This is a genomic window from Nocardia coffeae (assembly GCF_019890715.1).
GTDB classification, from domain to species: Bacteria; Actinomycetota; Actinomycetes; order Mycobacteriales; family Mycobacteriaceae; genus Nocardia; species Nocardia jiangxiensis.
The window spans coordinates 245,710-272,016 of sequence record NZ_JAINZY010000010.1; the positions used below are offsets into that span (position 1 = coordinate 245,710).

Consider the following 26,307-nt stretch of genomic DNA (forward strand, 5'->3'; position numbering starts at 1 on the left):
ACCGGGGAACCGTGCGGAAACATATGTGGTGACCTTCCAGGTTGAGCATTCGAACGCCAGTCACCCTGTCGGTGCTATTTCGGTGCGAGCTGTGGCCGATCTATGGCTGAGCTATGAGTATCGCCGACCGGGAGGCGGACGGTGAAGGCCGTGCACCCGGGGGCGCTGTCGACGCTGATCGTGCCGTCGTGCGCCTTGACCACCGCGGCGACGATGGACAAGCCGAGTCCGGTGCTGCCCGCGTGCCGGGATCGGGAGGGATCGCCGCGGGCGAACCGCTCGAAGATCTCCGGTTGCAGATCGTCGGGGATGCCGGGCCCGTCGTCGCACACACACCACACCGCACCGGCCCGTTCATCGGTCTCCAGCGAGACGGTGACCATCGTGCCGGGCGGGGTGTGCACCCGGGCGTTGGTCAGCAGGTTGGCCAGGACCTGGTGCAACCGCAGGCTGTCGCCGTGGATCACGACCGGATCCTCCGGCAGATCCAGATCCCAGGTCTTGTCCGGGTCGGCGATGTGCGCATCGGCGACCGCGTCCACGGTCAGCCGCGACAGATCCACCGGTTCGTGCGCGAGCGGACGTCCGGCGTCCAGTTGGGCCAGCAGCAACATGTCCTCGACCAGGTCCGACATCCGCCGGGCCGCCGCATCCAGCCGCACCATCGCGGTGGCGATGAACGCGGGCACCAGGCTGCGATTGCGTTGCGCCAGTTCGGCATAGCCGCGGATGGCGGCCAACGGGGTGCGCAACTCGTGGCCCGCGTCGGCGAGGAACTGCCGCACCCGGGTCTCACTGGCGTGGCGCGCGGACAGTGCGTTCGCGATGTGGTCGAGCATCTTGTTGACCGCCGAACCCAGTTGGCCCACTTCGGTATTCGAGGCGGCGTCGGCGGCCGGGACCCGGACCGGCAGGGCCACCTCGCCATGGTCCAACCGCAGATCGGCCACCTGGGCGGCGGTTCCGGCGACCCGTTCCAGGGGGACCAGGGCCCGTCGAATCACGAAGATCCCCACCGTGATCGAGACGATCAGGGCGACGACGGTGATGCCGCCGGAGATCATCAGCCCGCGCATCAGGGTCGCGTCGACCGCCGCCATCGGCAGTCCGGTGACCACCGTCGTGCCCCGCCACGTCGGATCGACCATCACCCGGTAGTTTCCGACGCCGTCGAGGGTCACGGTGGTCGGGTGACCGATGACCGCGAGCGAAGCGAGGCGGCTGCGGGCCCGATCCGACAGGTTGTTCGGGATCCCGTCGAATCCCATCCGCCCGGCGGCCACGACCGTGCCGTGATCGATGATCGCGTCGAGGGCGCCCGGTTGAATTCCGCCGCGGCCCAGGAAGACCGGGCTCGGTTCGGGGGCCGGGGTGTCCGGCTGCGGGGACACCTGCGCCGAGTGTGTCGAGTTCCCGCCTCCGCCCGCTGGTCCGCCATGTTGCGGCGAACCGGCCGGACCGGGTGGTGGCCCGCCGTCGTGCCCGCCCCGTCCGGGTGCGGCGGGAGTGTCGGTCGCGGGCTGATCCAACCGGACGTTGCCCGGTGAAGCCGGTCCGCTCGCCGGATCGCCGGAATGCTGATCACGGCCACCGGGCGCTCCCGGGGCGGCAGGTCTCGGTTCACGTTCGGGTGCAACGGTATTCGGCTCCGGAGTATCGCTGCTGGAAGGCATCTGCTGCGCGGTGGGCGCCGCAGACGGTGCGGCGGTGGCAGGCGGCGGTGCGGCGGTGACGGGCGAGGTCGAGGGGGTGGCCTGCGCGGGCGGCGGCCCCAGCCGCGGCCCGCCGCCCAGCTCCAGCAGCGCCCGATCCTGTAGCTCGATCACCTGCGCGTCGAGCTGATCCAGCACGAGTTTCTGCAGCCCGATCTCGCTGGCCACGCCGATGCCGACCACCACGGCCACCAGCAGCAGCCCCTGTCCGGTCAGCAGCCGGGTACGCAGCGACCAGCGTGTGCGCGGGCGGGACTCACGCCGGTTTGAGCACATAGCCCGCGCCGCGCATGGTGTGGATCATCGGGGCACGGCCGTTATCGATCTTCTTGCGCAGATACGAGACGTACAGCTCGACGACATTGGCTCGGCCGCCGAAGTCGTAGCTCCACACCTGTTCCAGGATGTGGGTCTTGCTCAGCACCCGTCGCGGGTTGCGCATGAACAGGCGCAGCAGCTCGAATTCGGTGGCGGTCAACGTGATCGGCTCGCCGTCGCGGTGCACCTCGTGGCTGTGCTGGTCGAGCGTCAGATCACCGACCAGCAGCCGGGCGCCGGGCTCCGGGGATTCGCCTCCCGAACGGCGCAGCAGGGCGCGCACCCGCAGCACCACCTCTTCGACGCTGAACGGTTTGGTGACGTAGTCGTCGCCACCGGCGGTGAGACCGGCGATGCGGTCCTGGACCGTGGCCTTCGCGGTGAGCAGCAGCACCGGCAGGTGGGGTTGGTGCTCCCGCATCCGGGTCAGCACCTCGAGACCTGTCATATCCGGCAGCATCACGTCCAGGATCACCACATCGGGTCGTAATTCGCGGGCCTTCGCGACGGCGGTGCGCCCGTCGGCGGCCGTCACGACCTCCCATCCCGCGAAACGCAACACCATCCCCATCATTTCGGTCAGCATCGCTTCGTCGTCGACGAGCAGCACCGTCACGGGAGCACGCTCGGCGTCGTGCGCAGCCGAGCGTTCGGTCGGGAAGGGAATGCCAGTCGCGTACACGCGGGACATTGTGGGGACACAACATCTGTGTCAGCTATCCCGCACCTGTGCGCACGCTGTGAAACAGCGGGCTGTACATTTTCACAGGCTTCCTGCCTGCGTGTTCGGTCCGCAGGAACACGTGGTGAGAGTGACCGAGGTCACGTCGATATTGGAATGTGAAAGCCTCGACGGAGACGTTTTCCGTAATTCACTGTGTCCGATTCGGCTGTGCATCACCATTGCCGTGGATATTGTCCGGCTGTGAATTCTTCCGGCGACTATGAATCGGCTGTGAATTCGTGACGCTGATTCGTCCGCTCGGTATTTTCGGCGAGCATTCGTGTATGCCCTCGTGTTGCCCAACGCTCGGCGTCATCGCCCGGCCGAGGGATGCCTTTCGGCCCTTATGGGTGCCGGGCTCGCGTTGGGATGATGGATGCGCCGGCGGTCGTCGCATGTTTCCGTTCGGTCGAAGTTGCGTGGTCGGTGCAGCTCAGCGCGGCGATTCGGTTAGCCTCATGGTGATATCCGGCAACGAAGTGGCTGTCGGGTCTCCACGCTCTGCGGCCGGTGTCGTGGGAACCCAGGAAGGGACCAGTGGAAGAACGAGTGCGGGGGCGGCTGCGTACGGCGGTAGCTGCGATCCGACGTTCACGCCGACACCACGACTGGGCACGTCAAGTGTGTGCGGCCTGTCGGGATGCCGTACCGGGCATCGATTCGGCGGCATTGGTGTTGTACGACGCGAACAGGTCGATGGACCTGCTGGGGGTGAGTGACGCGTTCGCCGAATTGATCGAGGACACTCAGGTCGTCGTGGGTGAAGGACCCGGTTGGACGGCATTCAGCACCGGCGCCTCCGCGATGGTCGAGGACGTCGCCGCGGAGGGTGAGCGGTGGCCGGTGTTCGTGCCCGAAGCCGCTCGTCTCGGGATCGGTGCGATGTTCGTATTTCCGCTGCAGGTCGGTGGCATCCGGCTAGGCGTGCTGGATCTGTATCGCCGTCGACCGGGCGCCCTGTCGTCCAGATCGACGACTGATGCGGCGCTGCTCGCGGCCTTGATCAGTTACGCCCTCATCGAGGATGCCGCTGCTGTGAACGACGGTGCGGGCAGCGGACTCGACATCCCCCCTCTGGCGACAACTCGTCGGGATATCAACGTCGCGACGGGCATGATCGCCGCGCAGATGGGTATCGCGATCGATGAGGCCTTCGTGCGCCTGCGAGCATTCGCTTTCGCCGCCGAACGGCCGCTGCTGGACGTCGCCCGAGACGTTCTCGAACGGCGCATACACCTGGACGGGGCTGCCGAATGAACGAGGAGAACACCGAGACGACGCGAAATCGTAAGCTTGTGAACATGTCGGACGAACGGGGCGTGCAGGAGGCGCTGGTGGAGCCGCTGGCGCAGATCACCGCGAACCTCGTTCGCGACGCTGATGTGGCGAGCACACTGCCGCTGGTCGATCGGATATGCGCCCAGACACTGCATACCGCGACCTCGGCGGTCATGATCGTGGATCCGCGTGGCGGGATGCAGGTGCTGTCCTCGGCGGACGATCGGTCGCTGGTCGTTCGCCTGCTCGAGGATCACGCCCAGCGCGGCCCCTGGAACGACAGCGTGGCCACGATGGACGTTGTCGGTTCGGGGAATATCGGTGAAGACGGTCAGTGGCCCGGCCTGAGCCGAGACGCCATGGCGATCGGTTATCGTGCCTGCTACGCCGCTCCGATGGTGCTGGGCGAGGTTCCGGTCGGCAGTTTGGCCGTGTTCTATCACGAGCACCGCACCCTGGACGCCGACCATCGGGCGCTCGTGCGCACCCTCGCCGATCTGACGACTCTGTCGCTGTGCCAGGAGAGCGATGAGACCCGGCAGGAGTTGCTGGCCCGCCGCGCTCTCGCCATCCTGGACGATCGAGTTCGCTACGAGCACGCACTCGGACTGACGTCCGGGCGGCTGGATGTCGATGCCGACCGTGCCGCGGCTCTCCTGGAGGGGCATGCCCGCGCGCGCAGCATCCCGATCGCGGTCCTGTCCCGGGACATCACCAACGGCACGTTCGACTGGGTCGAGCTGGACCCGTCCATCTGAGGTGACTTCTCGCATCCCGGGCCGATGAAATAGCCGCAGCAGGGGGACGAAGGTCGATGGTTCGTCCGCTGCCGCCGGGTATGCCGGTGTGTTTCGATTGGCTTGAAAGTATTGTGGCCGAGCAGATTTCGCTGCCCGATGTCGGATCGAGCGCTTGCTGGTCGTGCGGTCGCGGGTCGTGACGCCGTGCGCGGCCGGACCGCGTGGCCTCGCCTGTCGGCTTCTCGAACGAACGAATTTCCCGAGCACCCCGGCCCGAGCCCGGTGTGCCGGACACGGTGCTGGTGTGCCCGGTTCGCCGGGCCTTTCGGCCCTTTGGGCGCGAGCCTGTCGAGGGTGACGCTGGGAGCAGTACATCGTCCGGTGATCGATCGAGGTATCGGTGATGAGCGTTCGATTCGAGGAGGACACGCGCCATCTGGCGACCGCGCCGGTCGTGGTCGGTGTCGACGGCTCCGAGGCCGCCGACGCCGCCGTGACCTGGGCTGCGGAGACAGCGGCGCAGCGTGGGCGAGAGTTGCGTATCGTGCACGGGCTGGATCTGGCGGAGATGCGGCGGATATTCGAGCCGTACGACGTCCTGGAACCGTCGGTACTCGACACCTTGCGGGCGCGCGGCGTGGATCTGGTGACGCGCTGCGCACAGCGTGCGCTGGACACCGCGCCGGGGCTGCGGGTGCGGACCGAGGTGTCCAAGTCGGATCCGGTGCGGATGCTGCTCGGGTACGGCGGGACGGCCTATCTGGTGGTGATCGGCGCGTCCGGGGCGACCGGATTGGCCGCGCACGCGGGTTCGACGATGCTGGCTACGACCTCGCACGCCGAGGGCATCACGGTGGTCGTGCGCGGTGATCCCGAAGCCGGTGGGCACGTCCGCCGGGAAGGACCGGTCGTGGTCGGGCTGGACTGCGGCCCGGCGGGGGAGCGCGCGCTGGCGGTCGCGTTCGAGGAGGCCGCCGAGCGAAGGGCCGAACTGGTGGCGGTGCACGTCTGGGACGAGATGAATTTCGGTCGGTACGCCGGTGAGTCCTACTCGCTGTATCCGCCGCCGAACGTCGAAATACGTGAGGAGGCGCTGGTCGCCGAACGGCTGGCCGGTTGGCGGGAGAAGTATCCCGACGTGCTGGTCAACAGCCGGGTCTATCCCACCGATGCGGCGGCGACCCTGCTGGCCTGGTCGCGGTCCGCGCGGTTGGTGGTGTCCGGCAGCCGAGGGCGCGGCCGGCTCGCGAGTCTGCTGCTGGGCTCGACGTCGAATGCGCTGGTGCAGCATGCCCGCTGCCCGGTGATGGTCGCGCACCCCGACGAGCGGAGTCGTTCATGACCGCGGCGCCGACCTCCGCGACAGCCGGAACCACCGGATCGGTCGCGGATCTGGATGCCTGGTGGCGGGCGGCGAACTATCTCGCGGCCGGGCAGATCTATCTGCTGGACAACCCGTTGCTCACCGAACCGCTTCTGCCGCAACACATCAAGCCGCGGCTGATCGGGCACTGGGGCAGCGTGCCCGGCATCACGCTGACGTACGCGCACCTCAATCGGGTGATCATGCACCGTCGTCGTCGGATGTTGTTCGTCTGCGGTCCGGGACACGGTGCGGCGGGCCTGAATGCGGCCGCGTGGCTGGAGGGCAGCTACAGCGAACGTCATCCGGAGGTCACCGAGGATGCGGCCGGTATGCGGGAGTTGTTCCGGCAGTTCGCCTTTCCCGGCGGAGTGCCGGGGTGCGCCTCGCCGCACCTGCCGGGCTCGATCCACGAGGGCGGCGAGCTGGGCTACTCGCTGGCGCATGCGACCGGCGCGGTGCTGGACGATCCGGATCTGGTGGCCGCCTGCGTGATCGGCGACGGGGAGGCCGAGACCGGCACCTTGGCGACGAGCTGGAATGCGCCGTTGTTCCTGCGGCAGGTCCACGACGGCGTCGTGCTGCCGATCCTGCATCTGAACGGGTACAAGGCGGCCGGTCCCGCACTGCCGGCACGGATCCCGCGGCGGGATCTGGACGGGGTGCTGAGCGGATACGGCTGGGATCCGATCCATGTCGAGGGCGACGATCCCCGCTCGGTCCACCTGCGGTACCGGTCCGTGCTGGACGAGGTCTTCGATCGGCTGGACGAGATCCGGGAACATGCCAGGTTGCACATCGGGGCGCGCAATGCCCGACCGCCGCTGATCGTGCTGTCCACGCCGAAGGGCTGGACCGGTCCGGTGACCGTCGACGAACTTCCGGTGGAAGGTACGGTCCGGGCGCACGAGGTGCCCCTGCCGGGGGTGCGAGACAATGCCGAACATCTTGCGCTGCTGGAGGATTGGTTGCGCTCGTACCGGCCGCAGGAGTTGTTCGAGCCGGATGGCACGCCCGCGCGACAGATTCGGCAGCTGCACCCCGAGGGCGATTTCCGGATGAGTGCCGCTCCCGTCGCGCACGGCCGCACGCAGCGGGATCTGCGGCTACCGGCCGTACGCGAGCACGCGGTCCGGGTGCCCGCACCGGGCGGCACGGCCGAGCGCGGCTCCCGGGCGCTCGGCGAATACCTCCGGGACGCGCTGGTGGCCAATCCCTATGAGCTGCTGTACTTTTCGCCGGACGAACAGCCGTCCGAGCGGCTCGAGGCCATCCTCGAGGTCACCGGCCGCCGTTGGCGGGCGGGGACCCGCGACAGCGAGGACCGGCTGGAGACGAACGGTCGCGTATTCGACGTGCTGTCCCAGCAGCTGTGCCAGGGTTGGCTCGAGGGTTATCTGCGCACCGGACGACACGGGGTGCTCTCGACCTCCGAGGCCTTCGCCCACGTGGTCGATTCCATGGTGGTGCAGCACGCGAAGTGGTTGCATCAGGCCGCGCAATTCCCTTGGCGTGAACCGATTCCGAGCCTGAACTACCTGCTGACCCCGCATGTGTGGCAGCAGGACCGCAACGGCCCCGCCCACCAGGATCCGGGTTTCATCGATCACGTGCTGAGCAAACGGCCCGAGGTCTGCCGGGTCTACCTGCCGCCGGATACGAACTGCCTGCTGCACGTTGTCCAGCACTGCCTGCGCAGTCGCGGCCGGGTCAACGTCGTCGTCGGCGGCGGTGACCGGTCCGCTCTGCAGTATCTCGATGCCGACCAGGCCGGACGGCACTGCGCCGAGGGGCTGGGCGTGTGGAGTTGGGCCAGTTCGGATCTGCACGGCAGCCCCGAGGTGGTGCTCGCCTGCGCCGGTGATGTGCCGACCCGCGAGACCCTGGCCGCCGCGGCGCTGCTGCGCGAGCTGACCCCGGCCCTGGCGGTGCGCGTGGTCAACGTGGTGGATCCGACCAGGTTGTTCCCGCCCGACCGTCATCCGCACGGCATATCCGATACCGCCTACACCGAGATCTTCCCGCCGCGCCGGCCGGTGATCTTCGCGTATCACGGCTATCCGTGGCTGATCCATCAGCTCACCTACCGGCGTCCGGGACACGACGATCTGCACGTGTTCGGTTTCCACGACAACGGCGCCACGACCACGCCGTTCCAGATGTGCGCGATGAACGGGATCGATCGGTACCACCTGGCGCTGGCGGCGCTGGAACAGGTGCCCCGGGTCGCCGATCGGATCGGCCATCTGCGTGAGCAACTGCTCGAATGGTCCTCCCGCGCATACGATTACGCGCGCCGGTTCGGTACGGATCCGCCCGAGATCCGGGACTGGCAGTGGCCCTGCGGCGCGTCGGATGCCATGGCGCCGACATCGTGAGGAGAACATCATGACCGGACCGGTCGTGCGGCCGCATCAGCCGAACCCGCCGATCCTGGCGGCGGTGGACGGTTCGGCGGTGTCGTATCAGGCCGCCGCCTGGGCCGCCGACGCCGCGGCACTGCACGGCTGCGGGCTGCACCTGGTGACCTCGATCGCGCTGCCCGCGGAGTACGGGCCCGGCGCGCTGCTGACCGATGCGGACACCGACTGGATGCGGTCCGACGGAGAACGGATACTTACCGAGGCGGCCCGGGTCGCACACACCGCCGCACCGGGCGAGGAGCCGCCGATCAGTACGGAGGTGAGCTGGTCGCGCATCATTCCGGATCTGCTCGAGCGATCCCGCACCGTGCGGATGCTGGTGCTGGGCAGCCACGGACTCGGCGCGCTGCGCCGCGGACTGGTCGGCTCGGTCACCACCGCGGTGCTCCGGCACGCGCACTGCCCGGTCGGCGTCATCCACTACCGGCAGACGGTGGATCCGACGGATGCAAGCCGACCGGTGCTGGCCGGCGTCGACGGGAGCGGTAACAGCAGGCCCGCGCTGGCGGTGGCCTTCCAGGAGGCGTCACTGCGCAAGGTCGGTCTCACCGCGGTGCATGCCTGGAGTGACATCCCGGTGACCCGCCCGATGTCGGCGGACTGGGAAACCGCGATGCGCGACAGCGAGGAGATGGTGCTGGCCGAGAGCATGGCCGGTTGGTCCGAGCAGTATCCGGACGTGTCCGTACAGCGGATCGTGGTGCAGGACAGGCCCGTTCGGGCGTTGCTGGAGCAGGCGGAGTCCGCGCAGCTGGTGGTCGTCGGCAGTCACGGGCGCGGCGGCTTCGCCGGGATGCTGCTGGGCGCCACGAGCAATGCGCTGGTGCACTCGGTCGGCTGCCCGATCGTGGTCGTCCGGGCGGAAGAGAGCTGAGGCTCAGCGCGAATCCGCTTCCTCCGCACGGAGTTTCGTCGCCAGCACGGCGGCCTGGGTGCGGCGTTCCATGCCCAGTTTGGACAGCAGGCGCGAGACGTAGTTCTTGACCGTCTTCTCGGCCAGGTACATGCGCTGGGCGATCTGCCGGTTGGTCAGTCCCTCGCCGAGCAGATCCAGCAGTATGCGTTCCTTCTCGGTGAGATCCGCCAGCGGGCCGTCGGGGCGAGTGTTGCGGCGCAGCTTGTCCATCAGCGCGGCCGCGGCCCGGTTGTCCAGCAGTGAGCGCCCCGACCCGACCGTCTTGATCGCGGCCGCGAGCTCCATACCCTTGATGTCCTTCACGACGTAACCGCTGGCTCCGGCCAGGATCGCGTCCAGCATGGCCTGCTCGTCGGTGAACGAGGTCAGAATCAGGCAGTGCAGCCCATCGACCCTGGACAGCAGTTCCCGGCACAGTTCGATCCCGTTGCCGTCGGGCAACCGCATATCCAGTACGGCGACGTCCGGACGCAATGCCGGGATCCGGGCCAGGGCGTGGGTCACATCGCCCGCCTCGCCGACGATGGTGAGTTCGGGATCCTGCTCGAGCAGATCGATCAGTCCTCGCCGGACGATCTCGTGATCGTCGACCAGGAACACCGTGGTCATTGTGGTGTCCCCAGCTCGAAGATCTCGGCGAGCGGGCGTCGCGGGGTCGGCTGTTGCGGCTGGGTGTCGGGTGCGGTGCCGATGCGGATGATCACCTGCGGCGACGCCGGGTGCGGCAGCAGCGCGGCGACGACCTGACGTCCGGCGGGCAGTTCGGTGATGTGCGTCAGCGGGCAGGTGGCCAGGTCGGCCGCCGTGCATTCGAGCAGCACCGCGGACAGCGCCTCGCCGGTGTGCAGCCACTGCGGCATCGAATCCTCGTACGAGCTGAGCACCACGAGCCTGGAGTGATCACGGATGTCGGCGCGCCGCTCGGAATGCGGGGCCCGCGGGAAGGAGCGGCCCACGTCGACGCGCGCGAACTCCGCATCGGAGGTCAGCGAGGTCGGCGGCACGCCCTCCGACGGTCCGGAATGTCCTGACCACCAACGTAATTCCTGTTGATAGAACATGTCGTACTTGCGGGCCGCGGCGGACTGCTCCGACACCTCCGCGAGGCGGGGGCGGATCTCGTCGTCGAGCACATCGAAGCTGAGCTCGTGCGGTGTGACCAGGCGGGTCAGCGCCGGAAGCAGATCGGTCCACCCGGCGGGCGGGAGCATGGGCAGCCGATCGGTGTGCCGGTGCTCGATCGCCGCCGCGCGCCGCGCGATACCGGCGGGCGGGTCGGCCCAGGGCCGGAAGTCGACGACGGCGAGATGATCGGGTCGATCCGGATCGGGCATCCGGGTGGTGTCGGTGTGCCAGCCCAGCGCCGCGAACATCGTGCGCGCATGATGCAGTGTGGTGCCGCAGCTGATGATCTGTTGCCGGCCGTGCGGGTCGGCGGCGGGGAGTCGGCGATCGGGATCCGAGCGCAGGTGCAAGCGGGCGCCGTCGAATATCCAGTGCCACGGCTGGGAGTTGTGCAGCGACGGAGCACGGGCGGCCCGGCTTACGACGATCTCGATCGTGCGGACATCGGGTGTGGTGGTGAGGTGATCGCTTGCAGTCATAAAGCAAGCCTCCGCGCTGGCGGCAGCGGCTGATACGGCCTTTCGGGCCAGGTGGCGGGCCGATGGTCCTCTCTCGATCGTCAGCTCATCGCACCGTCCCGGACAGCCGCAGCGTGCCCAGTGCCTCGGCGAGTAGGTCGTGGAGTTCTCGGGCGATCTCCGCGAGGGCGGTGCCGGTGAAGGCGGCCGGCACGGCGGTGGGATCGCGGGCTTCGACCAGCGTGCCGACGCCGTCCGCCCGCACCACCACCAGTACCGAGGACATCCAGGCCGCCTGCGGATCCGTGCCGAGCGCCCGTGCGGTGAGCGCTGGATGGCACGCGTGCACGACCAGGTGGTCCTCGATGTGTTTGCCGAGCCGGCCGCGCAGCAGCGCCTGCAGATCGGTCTCGGCGACGACCTCGAAACCCAGTCGCGCCAGTGCCTGCCGGGTGAATTCGACCGCCTCCAGGAACGGCCTGTCCACATGTACGGCGATGACCGGGGGCCTGGTCACCGGTATCCGGATTTCGGTGATCAGCCGTCGCGGGTCGTTCGTCTCCTCGGGACCGATCAGATACACCTCGGTGGGGGGACCTGCGGGCCGATATCCGCACTCGCGTATCCACTCGTCCAGCACCCGGTACGCCGTGTCCAGGCGATCGTATCCGCCACGGTGACAGGTGCGCGCCACCAGGACTCCCGGCTCCGTGACCACCTCGGCGGGAGACCACGGGCCCAGAGTCGTGCCCAGATCCACCGGCACCCCGAAGTCGACCGCGATGCTCCCGTCGGGGTCGGGGTCCTCGCGATAGGTGATCGTCGGGGCCCCGCAGGCGGTCAGGCCGATGCGATCGGTGGTCGCGGTCAACTCGCGCATCCCGGCGGCGATATCCGCGCCGAGCTGGTCCGGACGCAGTTCCCAGGACAGCCGCAGCATGGTCTGCGGCGTCGACTCGCACACGTTCACTCGATATTCCATGCCGCCTCCCGGTGCCGGTCCGCTCACTGGCTGTGCCGGCCGAGCCGTGACCGATGTCCGCACAACGGTCAGTCAACGCGCAACCGCGTGGGCAGCACAGGGCTTTTCGTCGGTTGTGCGGTGCCCTTGGTCCATCTGTTGCCGACCTCAGCGCAGTGGCGCGGTCCACCGAAGGCGGGTGCCGGGACCCAGCTCGCCGGGATTCGCCGCCGGGGTCATGTCGAACGAGCCGCCGCACTGCTTCGCGCGGATCGCCAGATTGGCCAGACCGCTGGGCGCCCGGTCGGGCGGGATGCCGCGGCCGTCGTCCTCCACGATGATGCTCAGATCCTCGCCTATGTGGATCTCGACCGTGAGATGGTCGGCGCCGGAGTGGTGCACGGCGTTGCTGACCGCCTCGCGGATCACCGCCTCGGCGTGATCGGCCAGTCCGCTGCCCAGGGTCGACAGCGAGCCGGTGACGCGCACCGAGGTCGCGATCGCCGTATCCGACGTGTACTGCCGGATCACCTCATCGATACGCCGCCGCAGGTGGTTGAATACCGGATCGCTGCTGTGCAGGTCGAAGATGGTCGTGCGGATCTCCTGGACCACCTGTTGCATCTCTTCGACGGCCTCGTTGATCCGTTGCCGCACTTCGGGATTGTTGCTGCGCGGCACTGTGCCCTGTAGCAGCAGGCCGACGGCGAAGAGTCGCTGGATGACCTGATCGTGCAGATCTCGGGCGATGCGGTCACGGTCGCTGAGCACGCTCAATTCCTCCACCCGCTCCCGGGTGGCGGCCATCTGCATCGCCGCTGCCGCCTGACCGGCGAAACCCGTTGCCAGATCGAGGATCTCGTCGGTGTAGTCCACCGCTCCTGCCGGGCGCGTGGTGATCAGCACGCCGAGTGCGGTATCCCCGGTGTACAGCGGGACCAGGAGCACCGGCCCGTCGCCGAGCATCGCGTCGCCCGGACCGGTCGCGAACCGCTGTGCGGTTCTGGTGCGGAAAACCCGGCCGATATCGGTCCCGGTGATCGCCACCTTCGCCGGGATCGGGCCGGAGGGCGTGACGCCGGTGATGTCGAGGTGGGTGACCTGATCGGCAGGGGTCTCCGGGTCGGGATCGACGGCCAGGATCGCCCGCGCCGAGGAGGTCAGCTGCCGCGCGTGTTCGACCAGATGGCCCAGCACCTCCCCGGAGCCGGCGCCGGCGAGGAATTCGGCGGTCAGATCGCGGGTCGCCGAAATCCAGGCGTGTCTCCTGCGGGCCGATTCGTAGAGGTGGGCGTTGTTGATGGCGACACCGGCCGAGGCCGCCAGCGCCTGCATCACGATCTCGTCGTCGTCGGTGAAGGGCTGGGCGTTGAGCTTCTCGGTGAGGTACAGATTGCCGAACACCTCGTCGCGAATGCGAATCGGCACGCCGAGGAAGCTGTTCATCGGCGGATGGTTCGGCGGGAAGCCGACCGACGACGGGTGATCCGAGATGCAGTCCAGCCGAATCGGTTTCGGCTCGTCGATCAGGACGCCGAGCACACCGCGTCCCTGCGGGAGATCGCCGATCAGGGCGCGTTGGGCGTCGTCGACACCCTGATAGATGAACTGGGTCAGCTCATGTCCCTGCCCGCGCACGCCGAGCGCGCCGTAGCGCGCGCCGACCAGGGTCCTCGCTGTATCCACGACGGTGCGCAGCGTCTCGTCCAGATCGAGTCCGGAGGTGACCGTCAGCATGGCCTCGACCAGTCCGTCGATCCGCTCTCGGGCATCACTGATCTGCTCGATGCGGTCCTTGACCTCGTCGAGTAGTTCCCGCAACCGGAGTTGCGAGAGTGTCTCACGCACGGAATACGCATCCGAGGACTGCGGCATGCCGACCCCTTCCGCTGTGGATCCTGTGGTCTCGGGCGGAATCGACGATCTTGGGAGAACACCCACAGTTTAGCCAAAGGGATGGGCGGTGACAGCAGCCGTGTCAGCGGATGCTTGCACGTGTCGGACCAGAGTGCGGGAGCCGGGAAGATCACCCGGTGACGTGCAGGATCTGGCCCAGCGCCAGGCGTGGCGTGCGGGGCTCCCGCTCGCTGTCGGGGGCCGGCCTGCCGACGCGGATCAGGGCCTGCGGCAGCGCCGTGTCACCGATGAGATCTCGGACGATGTCGCGGCTGCGCGGATATTCGGTCAGATGGGTGAGCACGCACGTGCCGTAACCGGCGACGGTGCATTCGAGCAGGACCGTCGAGAGCACCTCGCCGCCCCGCAGCAGATCCGCCCGCCGGTCGGAATCGGTCGAGAGTACGAGCACGGTCGCCGCATCGGGCAACGCGGTTCGGCGCGGACGGTGTTCGGTGAGCGGAAAGCTGCGGCCCAGCGGCACGCGGGCGCGCTCGTCCGCCGACAACAGCGCCGACTCGGGAATTCCGGCGTCCGGGTCGGCGATTCCGGTCCACCACATCAGTTCGGATTGATACTCCGCGTCCCGATAACGCACCGCGGCGGTGAGGCTACTGGCGTGCGCCAGCACGGCGCGACCGGCTTCGGGGACCACATCCAGCACCGCGTCGGCCGGATCGAAGGTCGATCGCAGGACCGTTTCGAAGTCCGCCCAGCCGGTCGGCGGCCGCATCGGCAGGCGGTCGGTGTACCGCTCGCGAATGGCCTCGGCCCGATCGCGTTCGTCGTCGGTGACCGAGGGGTGCGGGGCGAATCGGACCGTGGCGGCATGGGTGCGGCGGTTCGGATCCGGACAGTACGCGACGGTCGGGCGCCAGCCCGCCGCGCTCAGCGCAGTGCGGAGATGGCCGAGGGCGATACCGCAGCTCAGGAACATCTGGCGGCCGGTCGGATCGGTGGTGGGCAGCATCCTTTCGGGTACGGCGTACAGGTCCAGATGGTCGCCGCCGAACACCCAGCGCCACGGCTGCGAATTGTGCAGCGACGGGGCCTGCCCGGCGGAACGAACCACCTTCGCGACGACGTCGGCGGCGAGCACGGTCATGGATTCACGCTATTGCCGCGCCGGGCCGTGTGGGAGGGGTCTTAGGGCCTCGAGTGGCAGGGCCGCCGATACCTTCCCATTCAGCGCCGCTCCGGTGACATTCGGCCGTGCCGGACGGCGCCTGCGCAGGCAATGCTGAGACTGGAGCATTGGTACAGCAGAGGACATATGTCATGTGGAGCATCCACCCGACCGGGACACCCTCCGCACCACGCTTGCACCGCATCACCTGGCCGTGGTGCCGGAACCCGCTGCTGCGGTCCTCGGATCGGCTACAGGCTGTCCTCCGGATCCTCGCGGCACTCGTGATTCTCGCGGCGGTGCCGGTGTCCTGCTCGTTCGGCACAGCTCTGTACACGCAGGCGGTCACGCAGATCAAGGCCGGCAATGCCGCGCAAACCGCGGTGACCGGGACGCTCGAGGCGGATCCGGCGGATGCGGTCAGCAGCACCGCCGCGCGCGGCTCCGGGGTCGTGGTCGACGAGGACTGGCACGCGCCGGTCGTGTGGATCCGTGACGGGAAGAAGGATTCGGCGACAGTGATGGTGCCGGCCACGGCGCGGCGCGGGGGCCAGGTGCAGGTGTGGCTCGGGCCGGACGGCAGGCCGTCCGCCGGTCCACTGCCCACCAGCGCGGCCGCCTTCCGCGGCATCGGCTCCGCGGTCGCCCTGCTGGCCGTGGTCGTCACGGCCGTCGTGTTCGCGACGTGGGGCGTCGACCGACTGCTGGATTGGCGGCGCAGCGTCCGGTGGGAAGCCGAGTGGAGGTTGGTCGATCGGAACGGGACGGTCATGCCGTGAGCGCCGAGATTTCCCGAAAACCATTGTGGCATAAGCAAACAGGAGGTAAATCATGTACGCTCGCGACATCCTGAGCCGTCCCGTGGTGACGGTGCGGCCGCAGACCCCGCTGCGGGAGGCGATCGCCCTGCTGGCCGAGCGCGGTTTCGCGGCGCTTCCGGTGGTCGACGACGGTGAGCACGTGGTGGGCATGCTCTCGGAATCCGATGCTCTCGCCGCGGAGAGTGCGCACACCGGATCGACCGTCGAGGCGGCGATGACCAGTCCGGCCGAGGTGGTCGAACCCGGTACCCTCACCGGCGTCATCGCCGCGCGGATGCTGGCGTTGCATCTGCGGTCCATGCCGGTGGTGGAGGCCGGAGTGCTCGTCGGCATCGTGGCTCGGCGAGATCTGTTGCGCGCCTTGATCTGTGACGACGCCTCGATCGAATCGAAAGTTCGCGCCCGCCTGGACAGCTACACCGGCAGCCGCAGGCAGTGGACCATCGCCGTCGCCGACGGCCGGGTGAGTATCCGCGGTCGGTTCGCCGACGCCGACGAGCAGCGCACCGTGTCCGCGCTGGCCATGACGGTGGAGGGCGTCGAAGACGCGCACACCGTTCCCGAGTCGCCGCCGGCGCCGGGACAGGCGAAGGCGCCGCCGCTGTCGGAATGGTTGCAGCGCAAGGCCGATGAGACCATCGGCTGAAAGACTCACGGATGCACGACCATGACCGGACACCGTGCGTGCTGGACGAGGGTATTGACCGTGGAGCCGAACAGCAGCCCGGCGAAGCCGCCGCGACCCCGGCTACCGACCACCACCAGCTGTGCGGATTGTGACCACGTCTGCAGATGGACCGCGGGTGCGAACGCATACGACGCCCGCATCACCGGGACGTCCGGGAATTTCTCCTGCCATCCCGCGACGCGCTCGGCCAGCACGGCGTTCTCGGCCTCGCCCGGGTTGCCGTCCGGCAGCCGGACCGTGTCGTACCCCGCGTAATGGCCGAAGTTCTGGTCGTTCCACACGTGCACGGCGACCAGGTCGGTGCCGCGCTGGGCGGCCTCGGCGAAGGCCGCCGCGACGGCCGCGTCACTGAGCGGCCCACCGTCGACGCCGACCACGACCGGCCCGGAGTAGTGCACGATGTCACCGGCGTCGGGGTCGGTGCGGACCACGATGACGGCGCCGTGCGCATGGGCGACGACCGCGAGCAGTGTCGAACCCAGGTGGCCCAGCGTCCCGGTCGACCCGGTCGCGCCGAGCACCACCGCGAAGGCGGCGTCGCTGCGGTCGATGAGCATGGTGGCTGCGCCGTCCGCCACCAACTCGGTCGTGATCGGCAGGTCGGGGGCCAGCAACCGGGCCAGTTGGGCGGCGCGGGCGACGACGGATTCGCCGTTGGCGCGGGCTTCGTCGAGCACCCACGGACTGCTCACCGCATAGGCGCCGACGGTCGTCACGCCCGCGGTGTTCATGCCGTGCGCGATGTGCAGCCCGCGTCCGTGAATGCCGGCGTAGTGCACCGCCCACCGCAGCGCGGTGTCCGAACCGGAGGATTCGTCGATGCCGACGACCACCTTCGCCGAGACCAGTTGATGAATGTCGTCGTCGAGCCGGGCCGTCCTGCGTTTGCCGGGTATGCCTGTCATCGCGGCCTCCTGAATCCCGTCGACAGGGTGTGCCTCGACTACCCATCGTCGTTCCGGCCGCTCCGGCGCGGCACGGCCGAAGGTCACCGGATGTGCGGTCCTCGGGCACCCTGCTGCCGGGCGGCGGTTCGAGGACGTTCCGAGCGAGAATCGTTGCGGATCAACCGGATTCGGCGATGCGGTGGTCGTTGCCGAATCCGTTGCCGTTGCCGATTCCGTCCAGGCGCATACCGCTGATGATGGACGGCTCGATCTCCACCACGACGTCCATCATCCGGTCGACCCAGGACACGAGCAGATCCTCGTACCGGGCGATCCGGTCCGGTTCGTTGACCGTGCGCGCGATACCGGTTACCACGACCGACCAGCCGATATGCCGGATCGGGTCGATATCGTCGGCCTCGTACGCGACGACCACCTTCTGATCCGCCCGCACGGCCGCGGTGAGCCGGGAGGTGATCCGGGACCGGACGATGATCATGCCGTCCTCTATCAGGTGGTTGACCGGCCGGATCGCGGGCAGTGCATCTCTGGTGAAGACCACCCGTCCGTAGGACGTGGTGGCGAGCAGTTGCATGGCCTCCGAATCGCTGATGGGCATCGGGCGGTGTGGGCGGCGGTCACCATCTATCCCGGACGTCACCATGGCGCACCGTCTCTTTCTCTACCTCGTCGTACTCGACTTCTTCGCCGGTACGCGGTGCCCTTCACAGAGAGTCGCGTACCGGAACCACGGGCCGACGTACGAAACCGGGGTCATCGAGGGTGGGAATACCCCGAATCGGTAGCGGATGAACCTGTGTTCGCTGGTCGGCCCCACCGGTTTTCCCGCGGGTGTTTTCATGGTGCGACGCGTCGGGCGTGCGGGGCAGGTCCGGTGGTCGCTTGTCGAAGGGGCGTTGGTCCTTTGGTTCGGGGGGCTCCGGACCGTCCCGACGGCCGCGGTCCGATCTTCCGAAGCTATGCTGGCACAGCGACTTTGGTTACATTTGCAGCGGAAGTCCGAGCGTCGAACGGTCGCACGCGGCGATGAGGTCGGTGGCGGTGACGATCCCGGTCGGGTGATCGGATTCGTCGACCACGACGAGCGCATCCAGTCCGGGGCGCGGCAGTACCCGGGTCGCGGCGTCGGCGAGTAGTTCGTCCTCGTGCACCACGGCGGCGGGTGGCAGCCGCCGGGCCAGCGCGGACAGCTCGGTTGTCGCGCGCGCCGCGGGGGAGACGCGAGACAGATCGGACCAGGCCAGCAGCGCGACCGGGTGACCCGCCGGGTCGATCAGCGGGAAGACACGGTGTCCGCTGTCGGCGGCGTGCGAGCGCAGCACGTCCGCGACCGGCCAGCGGATCGGCAGAGCCAGCGGCGGACTCGTCATGACATCGCCAATCATGATGTCGCCCAGCCGATGTCGAAGTCCGGCGACGGACATTTCGGCATTGGCCGAGGTGCGCAGGAACCAGCCGAGCAGGATCAGCCACAGCCCGGCCGGATGCCGGGCCACGATCACCTCGACCGCTCCCGCCGCGATCACCAGGGCCCCGAGAACCCGGCCACAGCGCGCGGCCGTGGTCGCCGCACGCAGTCGGTCTCCGGTCCGGGCCCAGATCAGGGCCTGGACCACCCGCCCGCCGTCCAGTGGCGCACCGGGCAGCAGATTGAACACCGCCAAGGCGATGTTCATGACCGCGAGCCAGCCGAACGCCTCGACCAGAATGCCGGACGGGGCCACCGGCGCGGTCACCACCGCTGCCGCATACCAGAGCAGCCCGATCAACATGCTCGTCGCGGGCCCGGCCAGTGCCACGCGCAGCTCGGTGCGGGCGTCGCCGGGCTCGTCGGCGAACTCCGACACTCCACCCAGGAGCCACAGCACGATCCGGTCGACATGAACGCCGCGTCGCCGGGCCGCGACCGAATGGGCCAGCTCGTGCGCGACGAGGCAGGCCAGCAGCACGACCGCCCCGGCCACCGACACGGCCCAGCTCGTCACCGGACTGCCCCGGTGCGGGAGTTCGGTGCGCAGAATTCCTGCGAACAACGCCGCGGTGATCAGCAGCGACCAGTGCACGCCGATCCGAATGCCCGCGATGCGGCCGACGGGGATGGTTCCGTGCAACATGGGTCAGCGCTCCGGGGGTGGGAATCGGCGAACGCGGAGGGGGGCGATTCGGCATGCGGTCGTGTCCATGGACACAGCCTGTGCGAACGCGCGTGCGAAAAGCAGGGCCGGGCATCCTCTGCACCGAGGACCAATGTCCCCGTTGTCCGAATCCGCCGCGGTGCCGGCCCGCGATCGCCGTATCGATTGTCGACCTGTGGCCCTGGTCGGGAGCTCCCGCGCGGATCAGGCTGGACTGGTGCACGAGCAGGATTCGGCGGGCCCGCTGATCGACTCCCGTGTTTACGACGCGGTGATCTTCGATATGGACGGAGTCGTCACCGACAGCGCATCGATGCACGAGGCGGCCTGGCGAGAGCTGTTCGACGCGTTCCTGGGCAGCCGGCCGGTACTGCCGGGAGAGAACCGGTCACCGTTCACCGAGAGCGACTACGAGCGTTTCGTGGACGGCAAGCCGCGCGCCGACGGGGTCGTGGACTTTCTCGCGGCGCGGGGGGTGGTTCTGCCGCACGGGGATCCCTCGGATCCGCCGGGCGCCGCGACCGTCTGTGGTCTCGGCAAGCGGAAGGATCAGCTGTTCCTCGGGCGCATCGCCAGAAACGGCGTGCCCGCGTTCGATTCCACCGTCGCGCTGGTCCGATGCCTGCGCGATGCCGGGATCGCGACCGCGGTGTTCACCGCCAGCCGCAACTGCGCCGAGGTGCTGGCCGCGGCGGGTCTGGCGGAGCTGTTTCCCGTTCGGATCGATGGCGTGGTCGCCGACGAACTCGGGCTGCGCGGCAAACCGGATCCGGCCGTCCTGCTCGCGGCCGCCGATCGGTTGCACGCGCGACCGGAACGGACCGTGGTCGTCGAGGATGCCGAGGCCGGTGTGACGGCGGGCCGGCGCGGCGGTTTCGGTCTGGTCATCGGCGTGGATCGGATCGGCCATGCCGACCGCCTGCGTGCGTGCGGCGCCGACGAGATCGTGACCGACCTGGCGCAGGTGCGGCTGCGGAGCGGATTCCCCCGGATGTCGGAAATCCCTGACGCACTGGAGTTCTGGCCGCGGATCGCGGATCGACTGCAGACCGGGAAGCCGGTCGTACTGCTGGACTTCGACGGCACGCTGTCCGATATCGTCGCCGACCCGGTGGCCGCGACGCTGCACGAGGGGATGGCGGAGGTGCTCGCGAAACTCGCCGAACGATGCCCGATCGCCATCGTGAGCGGCCGGGAGTTGGACGATCTGCGCGCCCGCGTCGGCATCCCCGGCATCTGGTACGCGGGATGTCACGGCTTCGAACTGATGTCGCCGCAGGGACGTCGGCATCGGCATGCGGCGGGTGCTGCCGCCGAAGCCGCCCTGGGTGGCGCCGCGGATCGGCTGGACCACGAGTTGCGGGAGATTCCCGGCGTCGTCGTGGAATACAAGCGATTCGTGGTGGCCGTGCATCACCGTTCGGTTCCCGAGCGGCAGGTCGCGGATGTGCTGGCCGCGGTGCATCGCGTCGGCCACGAGGCGGGCCTGCGGGTGGCCGCCGGGCGCAAGGTCACCGAACTGCGTCCACCGGTGGACTGGGACAAGGGCCGCGCGGTCGGCTGGATTCTGGAACACCTTGTCGCACCGGGTATTCCGGTCTATGCCGGGGACGACCTGACCGACGAGGACGCCTTCGACGCAATCGGTGCGGCCGGAATCACCGTGTGCGTGCGCGACGATGACGCCGGTGACCGGCGGACCGCGGCCGAATTCGGTGTCCAGGGCCCCGCCCGCGTGCGCGATCTGCTCGCCCGGCTCACCACTTTGCTGAGCGAGCCGAACACCTCCGCCGCGCCGGAGTCGTGGATTCTGGCCTTCGACGGGTACGACCCGTCGACGGAGACGTTGCGCGAGGCGCTGTGCAGCGTCGGCAACGGGTATCTCGGCGTCCGCGGGGCCACGCCCGATTCCACGGCGGGCCCGCACCACTATCCCGGCACCTACGCCGCCGGGATCTACGACCGCGTGCGCGACACGGTCGCCGGACAGGAGATCGATAACGAGAGCCTGGTGAATCTGCCGAACTGGCTGCCGGTCACCTGGCGCATCGACGACGGCCCCCGATACGACCTCGATGCGGTCGAATTACTTTCCTACCGAACCGAATTCGATCTGCGGTACGCCGTCCTGACCCGGCGTCTACGGTTCCGCGACAGTGCCGGACGGGTCACCTCGGTCTCGGAGCGCCGGTTCGCGGCCATGCACGCACCGCACCTCTGCGGTCTGCAGATCCGGATCACCGCCGAGAACTGGAGCGGCATCCTGACGATTCGTTCTGGCATCGACACGTCCGTGCGGAACGGGCTGGTCGATCGGTACCGGAACCTGTCCGGACGTCATCTCGACGCTGCCGAGGTGTTCCGGCCCGCACCCGATACCGTGCTGGCCCTCGTGCGCACGCGTCAGTCGGGCATCCCGATCGCCACCGGGACGCGAACCCGGTTGCGCACGAACGGGATCGACCTGCCGGTGGTGTGGCATCCGTGCACGGAAGCGGGGCTGTCCGGAGGCGATGCCGACGTCGAGTTGAGCACGGGGGAGTCGGTGACGGTGGACAAGATCGCCGCCCTCTACACCGGCCGCGATCACGCGATCTCCGCCCCCGGCGACCAGGCGCGACGTGCCCTCGAGACCGACGACGACCTCGACGCACTGTTCGATGGCCACGCCCTGGCCTGGGAGCACCTGTGGGCGCGCTTGCGGATCGACCTGGACAGCAGCGCGTCCGCGGCCCGCACGCTACGGCTGCACCTGCTGCATCTGGTGCAGACGGTGTCCCCGCACACCGCGTTCCTCGACACCGGTGTCCCGGCGCGCGGCCTGAACGGGGAGGCCTATCGCGGCCACGTCTTCTGGGACGAGCTGTTCGTGCTGCCGGTGCTGAATCTGCGATTTCCGTCCGCGGCGAGATCACTGCTCGAATACCGGTATCACCGATTGCCCGAGGCGCGTCGACTGGCCCGCGAAATAGGTTGCGCGGGTGCGCTTTTCCCGTGGCAGTCCGGTAGCGACGGCCGCGAGGAGAGTCAGCGTCTGCATCTGAACCCGCGCTCGGGACACTGGACCCCGGACCCCAGCCGACGCGCACACCATGCCGGTATCGCCGTGGCATACAACGTGTGGCAGTACTACGAACTCACCCGCGATCGGGAGTTCCTGGTCCGGATGGGCGCCGAACTGCTGGTCGAGATCGCGCGGTTCTGGGCCGCCACCGCGACCTACGATCATCGCGACGACCGGTACCACATCCGCGGAGTGATCGGCCCGGACGAATTCCATTCCGGCTATCCCGACGCGCCGGACCTCGGCATCGACGACAACGCCTACACCAATGTCATGGCGGCGTGGGTGATTCGGCGCGCTCGCGACGCGCTGCATCGGATGCCCGCGCGCAGCCGCGCCGAACTCCTGGTATCGCTGCGCATCCCCCCGGAGGATCCCGAGCGGTGGCGCGCGGTCGCCGATCGGCTGTGCGTCCCGTTCCACGAGGGGGTGATCAGCCAGTTCGCCGGTTACGACCGACTCCGCGAACTGGATTGGCCCGCCTATCGGGCGCGGTACGGCGAGATCGGCCGCCTGGACCGAATCCTGGAGGCCGAAGGCGACGACGTGAACCGGTATCGCGCCGCGAAACAGGCCGACGTCCTGATGCTGTTCTATCTGCTCTCGGCCGACGAACTACGAGATCTGCTGGGGCACATGGGGTATCGGCTCGCACCCGAGGCGATCCCGCGCACGGTCGACTACTATCTGGCGCGCACCTCGCACGGCTCGACCCTGAGCGCCGTCGTACATTCCTGGGTCCTGGCCCGCGCCAACCGCGATCAGGCGATGACCTTCTTCGACATGGTGCTGAACTCCGATGTGCACGACATCCAGGGCGGCACCACGGCCGAAGGCATCCACCTGGCCGCCATGGCCGGAAGTATCGATCTGCTGCAACGCTGTTTCACCGGGCTGGAGATCCGGAGCGGTCGGCTGATCTTCAACCCGCGCTGGCCGCGCGCGCTCGGGCAACTGAGCTTCCCGATGAGCTGTCGCGGCCACCGGCTCACCGTGCGCATCGATACCGACGTCCTGGAGGTCGCTTCCGAACCAGGCCCGGCCGCGGCGCTGACCATCGAATTCGACGGTCAGCGGCACCGGCTCGCCGCGGGAGCCACGGTGCGGTTGCTGCTCGACGGTCGCTGCGGCACGTCCGATGAACGGGCGGCGACATGGCCCACTCGCCCGTTTTCCGGCTCGTCCGCGCCGATCACCGGCGTGAAGTGATGAATCCGAAGTACCCGTCGTAGCGGTGATACAGGACGCACCCGCGTGCGAGAGCGCGGTCGCGGTAGAACAGGAACGGCGCTCCGCTCAACGCGAGTCGGTCCAGTGCCTCGTACCGGTCCAGCTCCGGAGCGGGAGCCTTGTTCACGGTGATCGGGAGATCGCCGGGGATGATCGAGGGCGGCCGCGGATCGAGCCGGGTGAGTCGATAGTCGCCCTTCGCGGTCTGGTACAGGAAGCTCTCGGTCCGCACACCCGATTCGTGGAACATCTCGAAGGGGTAGTCCATCAGCGCCATATCGATCGCGGCGTCCGCAGCGGTGCGGTGGTACAGATGAAAGGACTTGGTGCGCACCACAGTTCGCTGACGAACCGGCCGCACATAGAGCAGTGTCGAGGCCTGCGGACCGCAGCGTTCCCATCGCAGTGCGCCGGAACGGGCCAGGCTGCGCAGCCGTGAGCGCGTGCGTGCCTGCAATGCCTCCACCACCTCGGGGAGCGTCATGCCGGTCACCTGCACGCGGATCGCCCGCGAGGTCGCGATGTCCGCCTGCGCGACGAACGGGTTGGCCACCGCCGAATCGTGATGGTCCGACAGCCGCACGCGAATCGACGTTATCGGTGCCGGGGCTCGATCGACCGCTCTGCGGATGCGTTGTCGCGCATGATCGCCGAACATGAGTGGTATTCGGTCACCGAGGCGAACATCGATGGCGGGTACGGCGAGGCGTTCATCGGCATCGGGTCCTATCTCGAAGGGTTCACCACCGCCCGGCCCCTGATCGGACGGCAGGATCACTCCGGTATTCATGGTCACGCTCCTCATACACGGCGGTCATGACGGTCCGCCCCGATCCGCTCGGCGATAGGCACGCAGGGCCGCGGCGGTGGTGTTCTCCAGCGATGTGGTGGTGTCCAGGACGACCGCGTCGGGCCACGCCGCGTGATCCTCGGCCATCGCGTCCGAGATCGCCGGGGTTGCCTCGGAAGCGGATCCGGTGCGGGCGGCGATCCGTGCGTGGGCGATCGATTGCGGTGCACTGCAACATATCTCGATCAGATCTGCGGAGGCATCGGTCGCGATGCGGCCGGCGTGGCGGCGTTGTTCGGCATCGATCCAGCTGGCATCCAGGATGACCGAGCGTCCGGTCTCGAGCAGTGCCTGCGCTTCGGCGCGCATGACCGCGTAGACGTGTTCCCGCGCGACGGGTGTGTAGGCGCCCTGGTTGTATTCGCCGCTTCCGCCCGCCAGCACGCCGCGGGCGCGGGCATCGGCCCGAACGCGGTCGCTGGACACCAGGACCGCGCCGGTGGCGTCCGCGAGGCGGCGAGCGACCGTCGATTTTCCGGTGCCGGGCAGCCCGCCGATCAGCACGAGCCGGACCGCGCCGGCGGCGAGATGCCGCAGCGCGATCTCCACGTGCGCGACGGCCTTCGCCGCCGAATCGGTCGCGCCGCCCTGCTGCTGGCGCACGCACTCGACCTTCGCGCGCACGGTCGCCCGGTAGGCGATGTAGTGGTGCCGCAGCGACTCCGGCGCGGGATCGTGCGTCAGCTCGAGATAGTCGTCGACGAACTTCGCGGCCAGCTCGGGGTGGCCGCGCAGCTCGAGATCCATCGCGAGAAAGCAGACGTCGTCGATCCGGTCGACGTGGCGGAGCTCGTCGTCGAAGTCCAGGCAATCGATCACCCGCACACCGTCGTCGGTGACGAAGATGTCCTCTGCGCGCAGATCGCCGTGGCCGTCGACGATGCGACCGGCGGCTATTCGCTTGTCGAACAGCGCCTTGCGGCCGTCGAGATAGCGCATGGCCGAGTCGGCCAGGCTCCGCACCACCGCGGGCTCGATCGGGGGACAGCGCAGTCCGGACAGCAGCCACCGCCACCGCCTGCGCACCGCGTCCACGGTTGCCGCGCTGTCGACGTCGACCCCCTGGGGAGCGCGGTCGTGCCAGGCAGCCACCTGTCGCACCAGGGTCGGCAGCGTATCGCGGACGACGTCCGGGTCGGCCAGACGATCCGACAGGCGGGTGGCCTCCGGTAGCCGCCGCATCACCAGGACCGGCTCGCCCGCGCTGTCGGCGGGTTCGGTCAGCCGCGCGATGCCGAGATAGACGTCGGGGGCGAATCGACGGTTCAGCTCGAGCTCGCGAGCGCAGGCGACCTCGCGCGCGGAACGGGTGGAAAAATCGAGGAAGTCGGTCAGAACCGGCTTCTTGATCTTGTACGCCTGATCCCCGAAGAGTACGACCACGGCCGAATGGGTTTCGGCGAGCGCGGCGAAGGCGACATTGGGTTCCATCGTCACCAGCTTCGCCGATCGTCGTCGTTTTCGTGATGGGCGAAAGTCACTTGACCGTGCATCATGTGGCCTCTGCATGGGCGATCGGTGGTGCGGATGTCGGTTCTGCCGGACTCGAGGACTTCGGTCACTGTGGTGTG

The 26,307-nt window shown here is 68.6% G+C and carries 20 protein-coding genes; 8 read left to right on the plus strand and 12 right to left on the minus strand.

Annotated features, from left to right (window positions below; all coding sequences use genetic code 11):
- Positions 1 to 74: 74 nt before the first annotated feature.
- Positions 75 to 1,988 (minus strand): sensor histidine kinase, encoded by a 1,914-nt coding sequence (locus tag K7711_RS31615; RefSeq protein WP_235748075.1) that lies wholly within the window; start codon positions 1,986 to 1,988, stop codon positions 75 to 77.
- A complete protein-coding gene (locus K7711_RS31620; protein ID WP_222973774.1) occupies positions 1,969 to 2,721 on the minus strand; it encodes a response regulator transcription factor in 753 nt (250 codons plus the stop codon). Before K7711_RS31620 ends, K7711_RS31615 begins: the two co-directional genes overlap by 20 nt.
- 654 nt (positions 2,722 to 3,375) lie before the next feature.
- On the opposite strand from K7711_RS31620, the gene K7711_RS31625 reads away from it, so the two are divergent.
- The 5 genes from K7711_RS31625 to K7711_RS31645 all read left to right on the plus strand — a co-directional run bounded on the left by K7711_RS31625 (position 3,376) and on the right by K7711_RS31645 (position 9,432).
- Positions 3,376 to 4,011 carry a GAF and ANTAR domain-containing protein gene (locus tag K7711_RS31625; RefSeq protein WP_372460209.1) on the plus strand — a complete coding sequence of 212 codons (636 nt, stop codon included), beginning with the start codon at positions 3,376 to 3,378 and terminating at the stop codon, positions 4,009 to 4,011.
- 44 nt (positions 4,012 to 4,055) lie between these two features.
- Complete coding sequence (locus tag K7711_RS31630; RefSeq protein ID WP_222973778.1) at positions 4,056 to 4,790, plus strand: GAF domain-containing protein; 735 nt, start codon at positions 4,056 to 4,058, stop codon at positions 4,788 to 4,790.
- 385 nt (positions 4,791 to 5,175) lie between these two features.
- On the plus strand, positions 5,176 to 6,114 hold the full coding sequence (locus K7711_RS31635) for a universal stress protein (protein ID WP_222973780.1): 939 nt from the start codon (positions 5,176 to 5,178) through the stop codon (positions 6,112 to 6,114).
- Positions 6,111 to 8,513, plus strand: a complete 2,403-nt coding sequence (locus K7711_RS31640; protein ID WP_222973782.1) for a phosphoketolase — start codon at positions 6,111 to 6,113, stop codon at positions 8,511 to 8,513. The genes K7711_RS31635 and K7711_RS31640 overlap by 4 nt, the downstream gene beginning before the upstream one ends.
- 10 nt (positions 8,514 to 8,523) lie before the next feature.
- Positions 8,524 to 9,432, plus strand: coding sequence for a universal stress protein (locus K7711_RS31645; protein WP_222973784.1), 909 nt, complete (start codon positions 8,524 to 8,526; stop codon positions 9,430 to 9,432).
- A gap of 3 nt (positions 9,433 to 9,435) precedes the next feature.
- Here the strand turns inward: K7711_RS31645 and K7711_RS31650 are convergent, their stop codons facing one another.
- The 5 genes from K7711_RS31650 to K7711_RS31670 form a co-directional block, all read right to left on the minus strand.
- Entirely contained in the window at positions 9,436 to 10,083 is a 648-nt protein-coding gene (locus tag K7711_RS31650) for a response regulator (protein WP_222973786.1), read from the minus strand.
- A complete protein-coding gene (locus K7711_RS31655) occupies positions 10,080 to 11,078 on the minus strand; it encodes an Acg family FMN-binding oxidoreductase (protein WP_222973788.1) in 999 nt (332 codons plus the stop codon). The genes K7711_RS31650 and K7711_RS31655 overlap by 4 nt, the downstream gene beginning before the upstream one ends.
- An 85-nt stretch (positions 11,079 to 11,163) precedes the next feature.
- Complete coding sequence (locus K7711_RS31660) at positions 11,164 to 12,039, minus strand: DUF302 domain-containing protein (RefSeq protein ID WP_222973790.1); 876 nt, start codon at positions 12,037 to 12,039, stop codon at positions 11,164 to 11,166.
- Positions 12,040 to 12,186: 147 nt separating this feature from the next.
- A complete protein-coding gene (locus K7711_RS31665; RefSeq protein ID WP_222973794.1) occupies positions 12,187 to 13,893 on the minus strand; it encodes a GAF domain-containing sensor histidine kinase in 1,707 nt (568 codons plus the stop codon).
- A gap of 151 nt (positions 13,894 to 14,044) precedes the next feature.
- Positions 14,045 to 15,019, minus strand: a complete 975-nt coding sequence (locus K7711_RS31670) for an Acg family FMN-binding oxidoreductase (RefSeq protein WP_222973795.1) — start codon at positions 15,017 to 15,019, stop codon at positions 14,045 to 14,047.
- A 173-nt stretch (positions 15,020 to 15,192) separates the two neighbouring features.
- On the opposite strand from K7711_RS31670, the gene K7711_RS31675 reads away from it, so the two are divergent.
- Both K7711_RS31675 and K7711_RS31680 read left to right on the plus strand, forming a co-directional pair.
- Positions 15,193 to 15,819, plus strand: a complete 627-nt coding sequence (locus K7711_RS31675; protein ID WP_222973797.1) for an Rv1733c family protein — start codon at positions 15,193 to 15,195, stop codon at positions 15,817 to 15,819.
- A 52-nt stretch (positions 15,820 to 15,871) separates the two neighbouring features.
- Positions 15,872 to 16,507 (plus strand): CBS domain-containing protein, encoded by a 636-nt coding sequence (locus K7711_RS31680; RefSeq protein WP_222973803.1) that lies wholly within the window; start codon positions 15,872 to 15,874, stop codon positions 16,505 to 16,507.
- Positions 16,508 to 16,512: 5 nt separating this feature from the next.
- Here the strand turns inward: K7711_RS31680 and K7711_RS31685 are convergent, their stop codons facing one another.
- The 3 genes from K7711_RS31685 to K7711_RS31695 form a co-directional block, all read right to left on the minus strand.
- On the minus strand, positions 16,513 to 17,454 hold the full coding sequence (locus K7711_RS31685; RefSeq protein WP_222973805.1) for a universal stress protein: 942 nt from the start codon (positions 17,452 to 17,454) through the stop codon (positions 16,513 to 16,515).
- Positions 17,455 to 17,614: 160 nt separating this feature from the next.
- Positions 17,615 to 18,055 (minus strand): pyridoxamine 5'-phosphate oxidase family protein, encoded by a 441-nt coding sequence (locus K7711_RS31690; protein ID WP_235748076.1) that lies wholly within the window; start codon positions 18,053 to 18,055, stop codon positions 17,615 to 17,617.
- Between the two features lie 382 nt (positions 18,056 to 18,437).
- Entirely contained in the window at positions 18,438 to 19,571 is a 1,134-nt protein-coding gene (locus tag K7711_RS31695) for a site-2 protease family protein (protein WP_222973808.1), read from the minus strand.
- A gap of 196 nt (positions 19,572 to 19,767) precedes the next feature.
- Between K7711_RS31695 and otsB the strand changes: the two genes are divergently transcribed.
- A complete protein-coding gene (gene otsB, locus K7711_RS31700) occupies positions 19,768 to 23,865 on the plus strand; it encodes a trehalose-phosphatase (protein WP_308015041.1) in 4,098 nt (1,365 codons plus the stop codon).
- Here the strand turns inward: otsB and K7711_RS31705 are convergent.
- Together K7711_RS31705 and K7711_RS31710 are read right to left on the minus strand one after the other, a co-directional pair.
- Positions 23,849 to 24,676, minus strand: coding sequence for a sigma 54 modulation/S30EA ribosomal C-terminal domain-containing protein (locus tag K7711_RS31705; RefSeq protein WP_222973838.1), 828 nt, complete (start codon positions 24,674 to 24,676; stop codon positions 23,849 to 23,851). The two genes, otsB and K7711_RS31705, sit on opposite strands and share 17 nt — an antisense overlap.
- A gap of 24 nt (positions 24,677 to 24,700) precedes the next feature.
- Entirely contained in the window at positions 24,701 to 26,167 is a 1,467-nt protein-coding gene (locus K7711_RS31710; protein WP_222973840.1) for a bifunctional aminoglycoside phosphotransferase/ATP-binding protein, read from the minus strand.
- Positions 26,168 to 26,307: the final 140 nt, after the last annotated feature.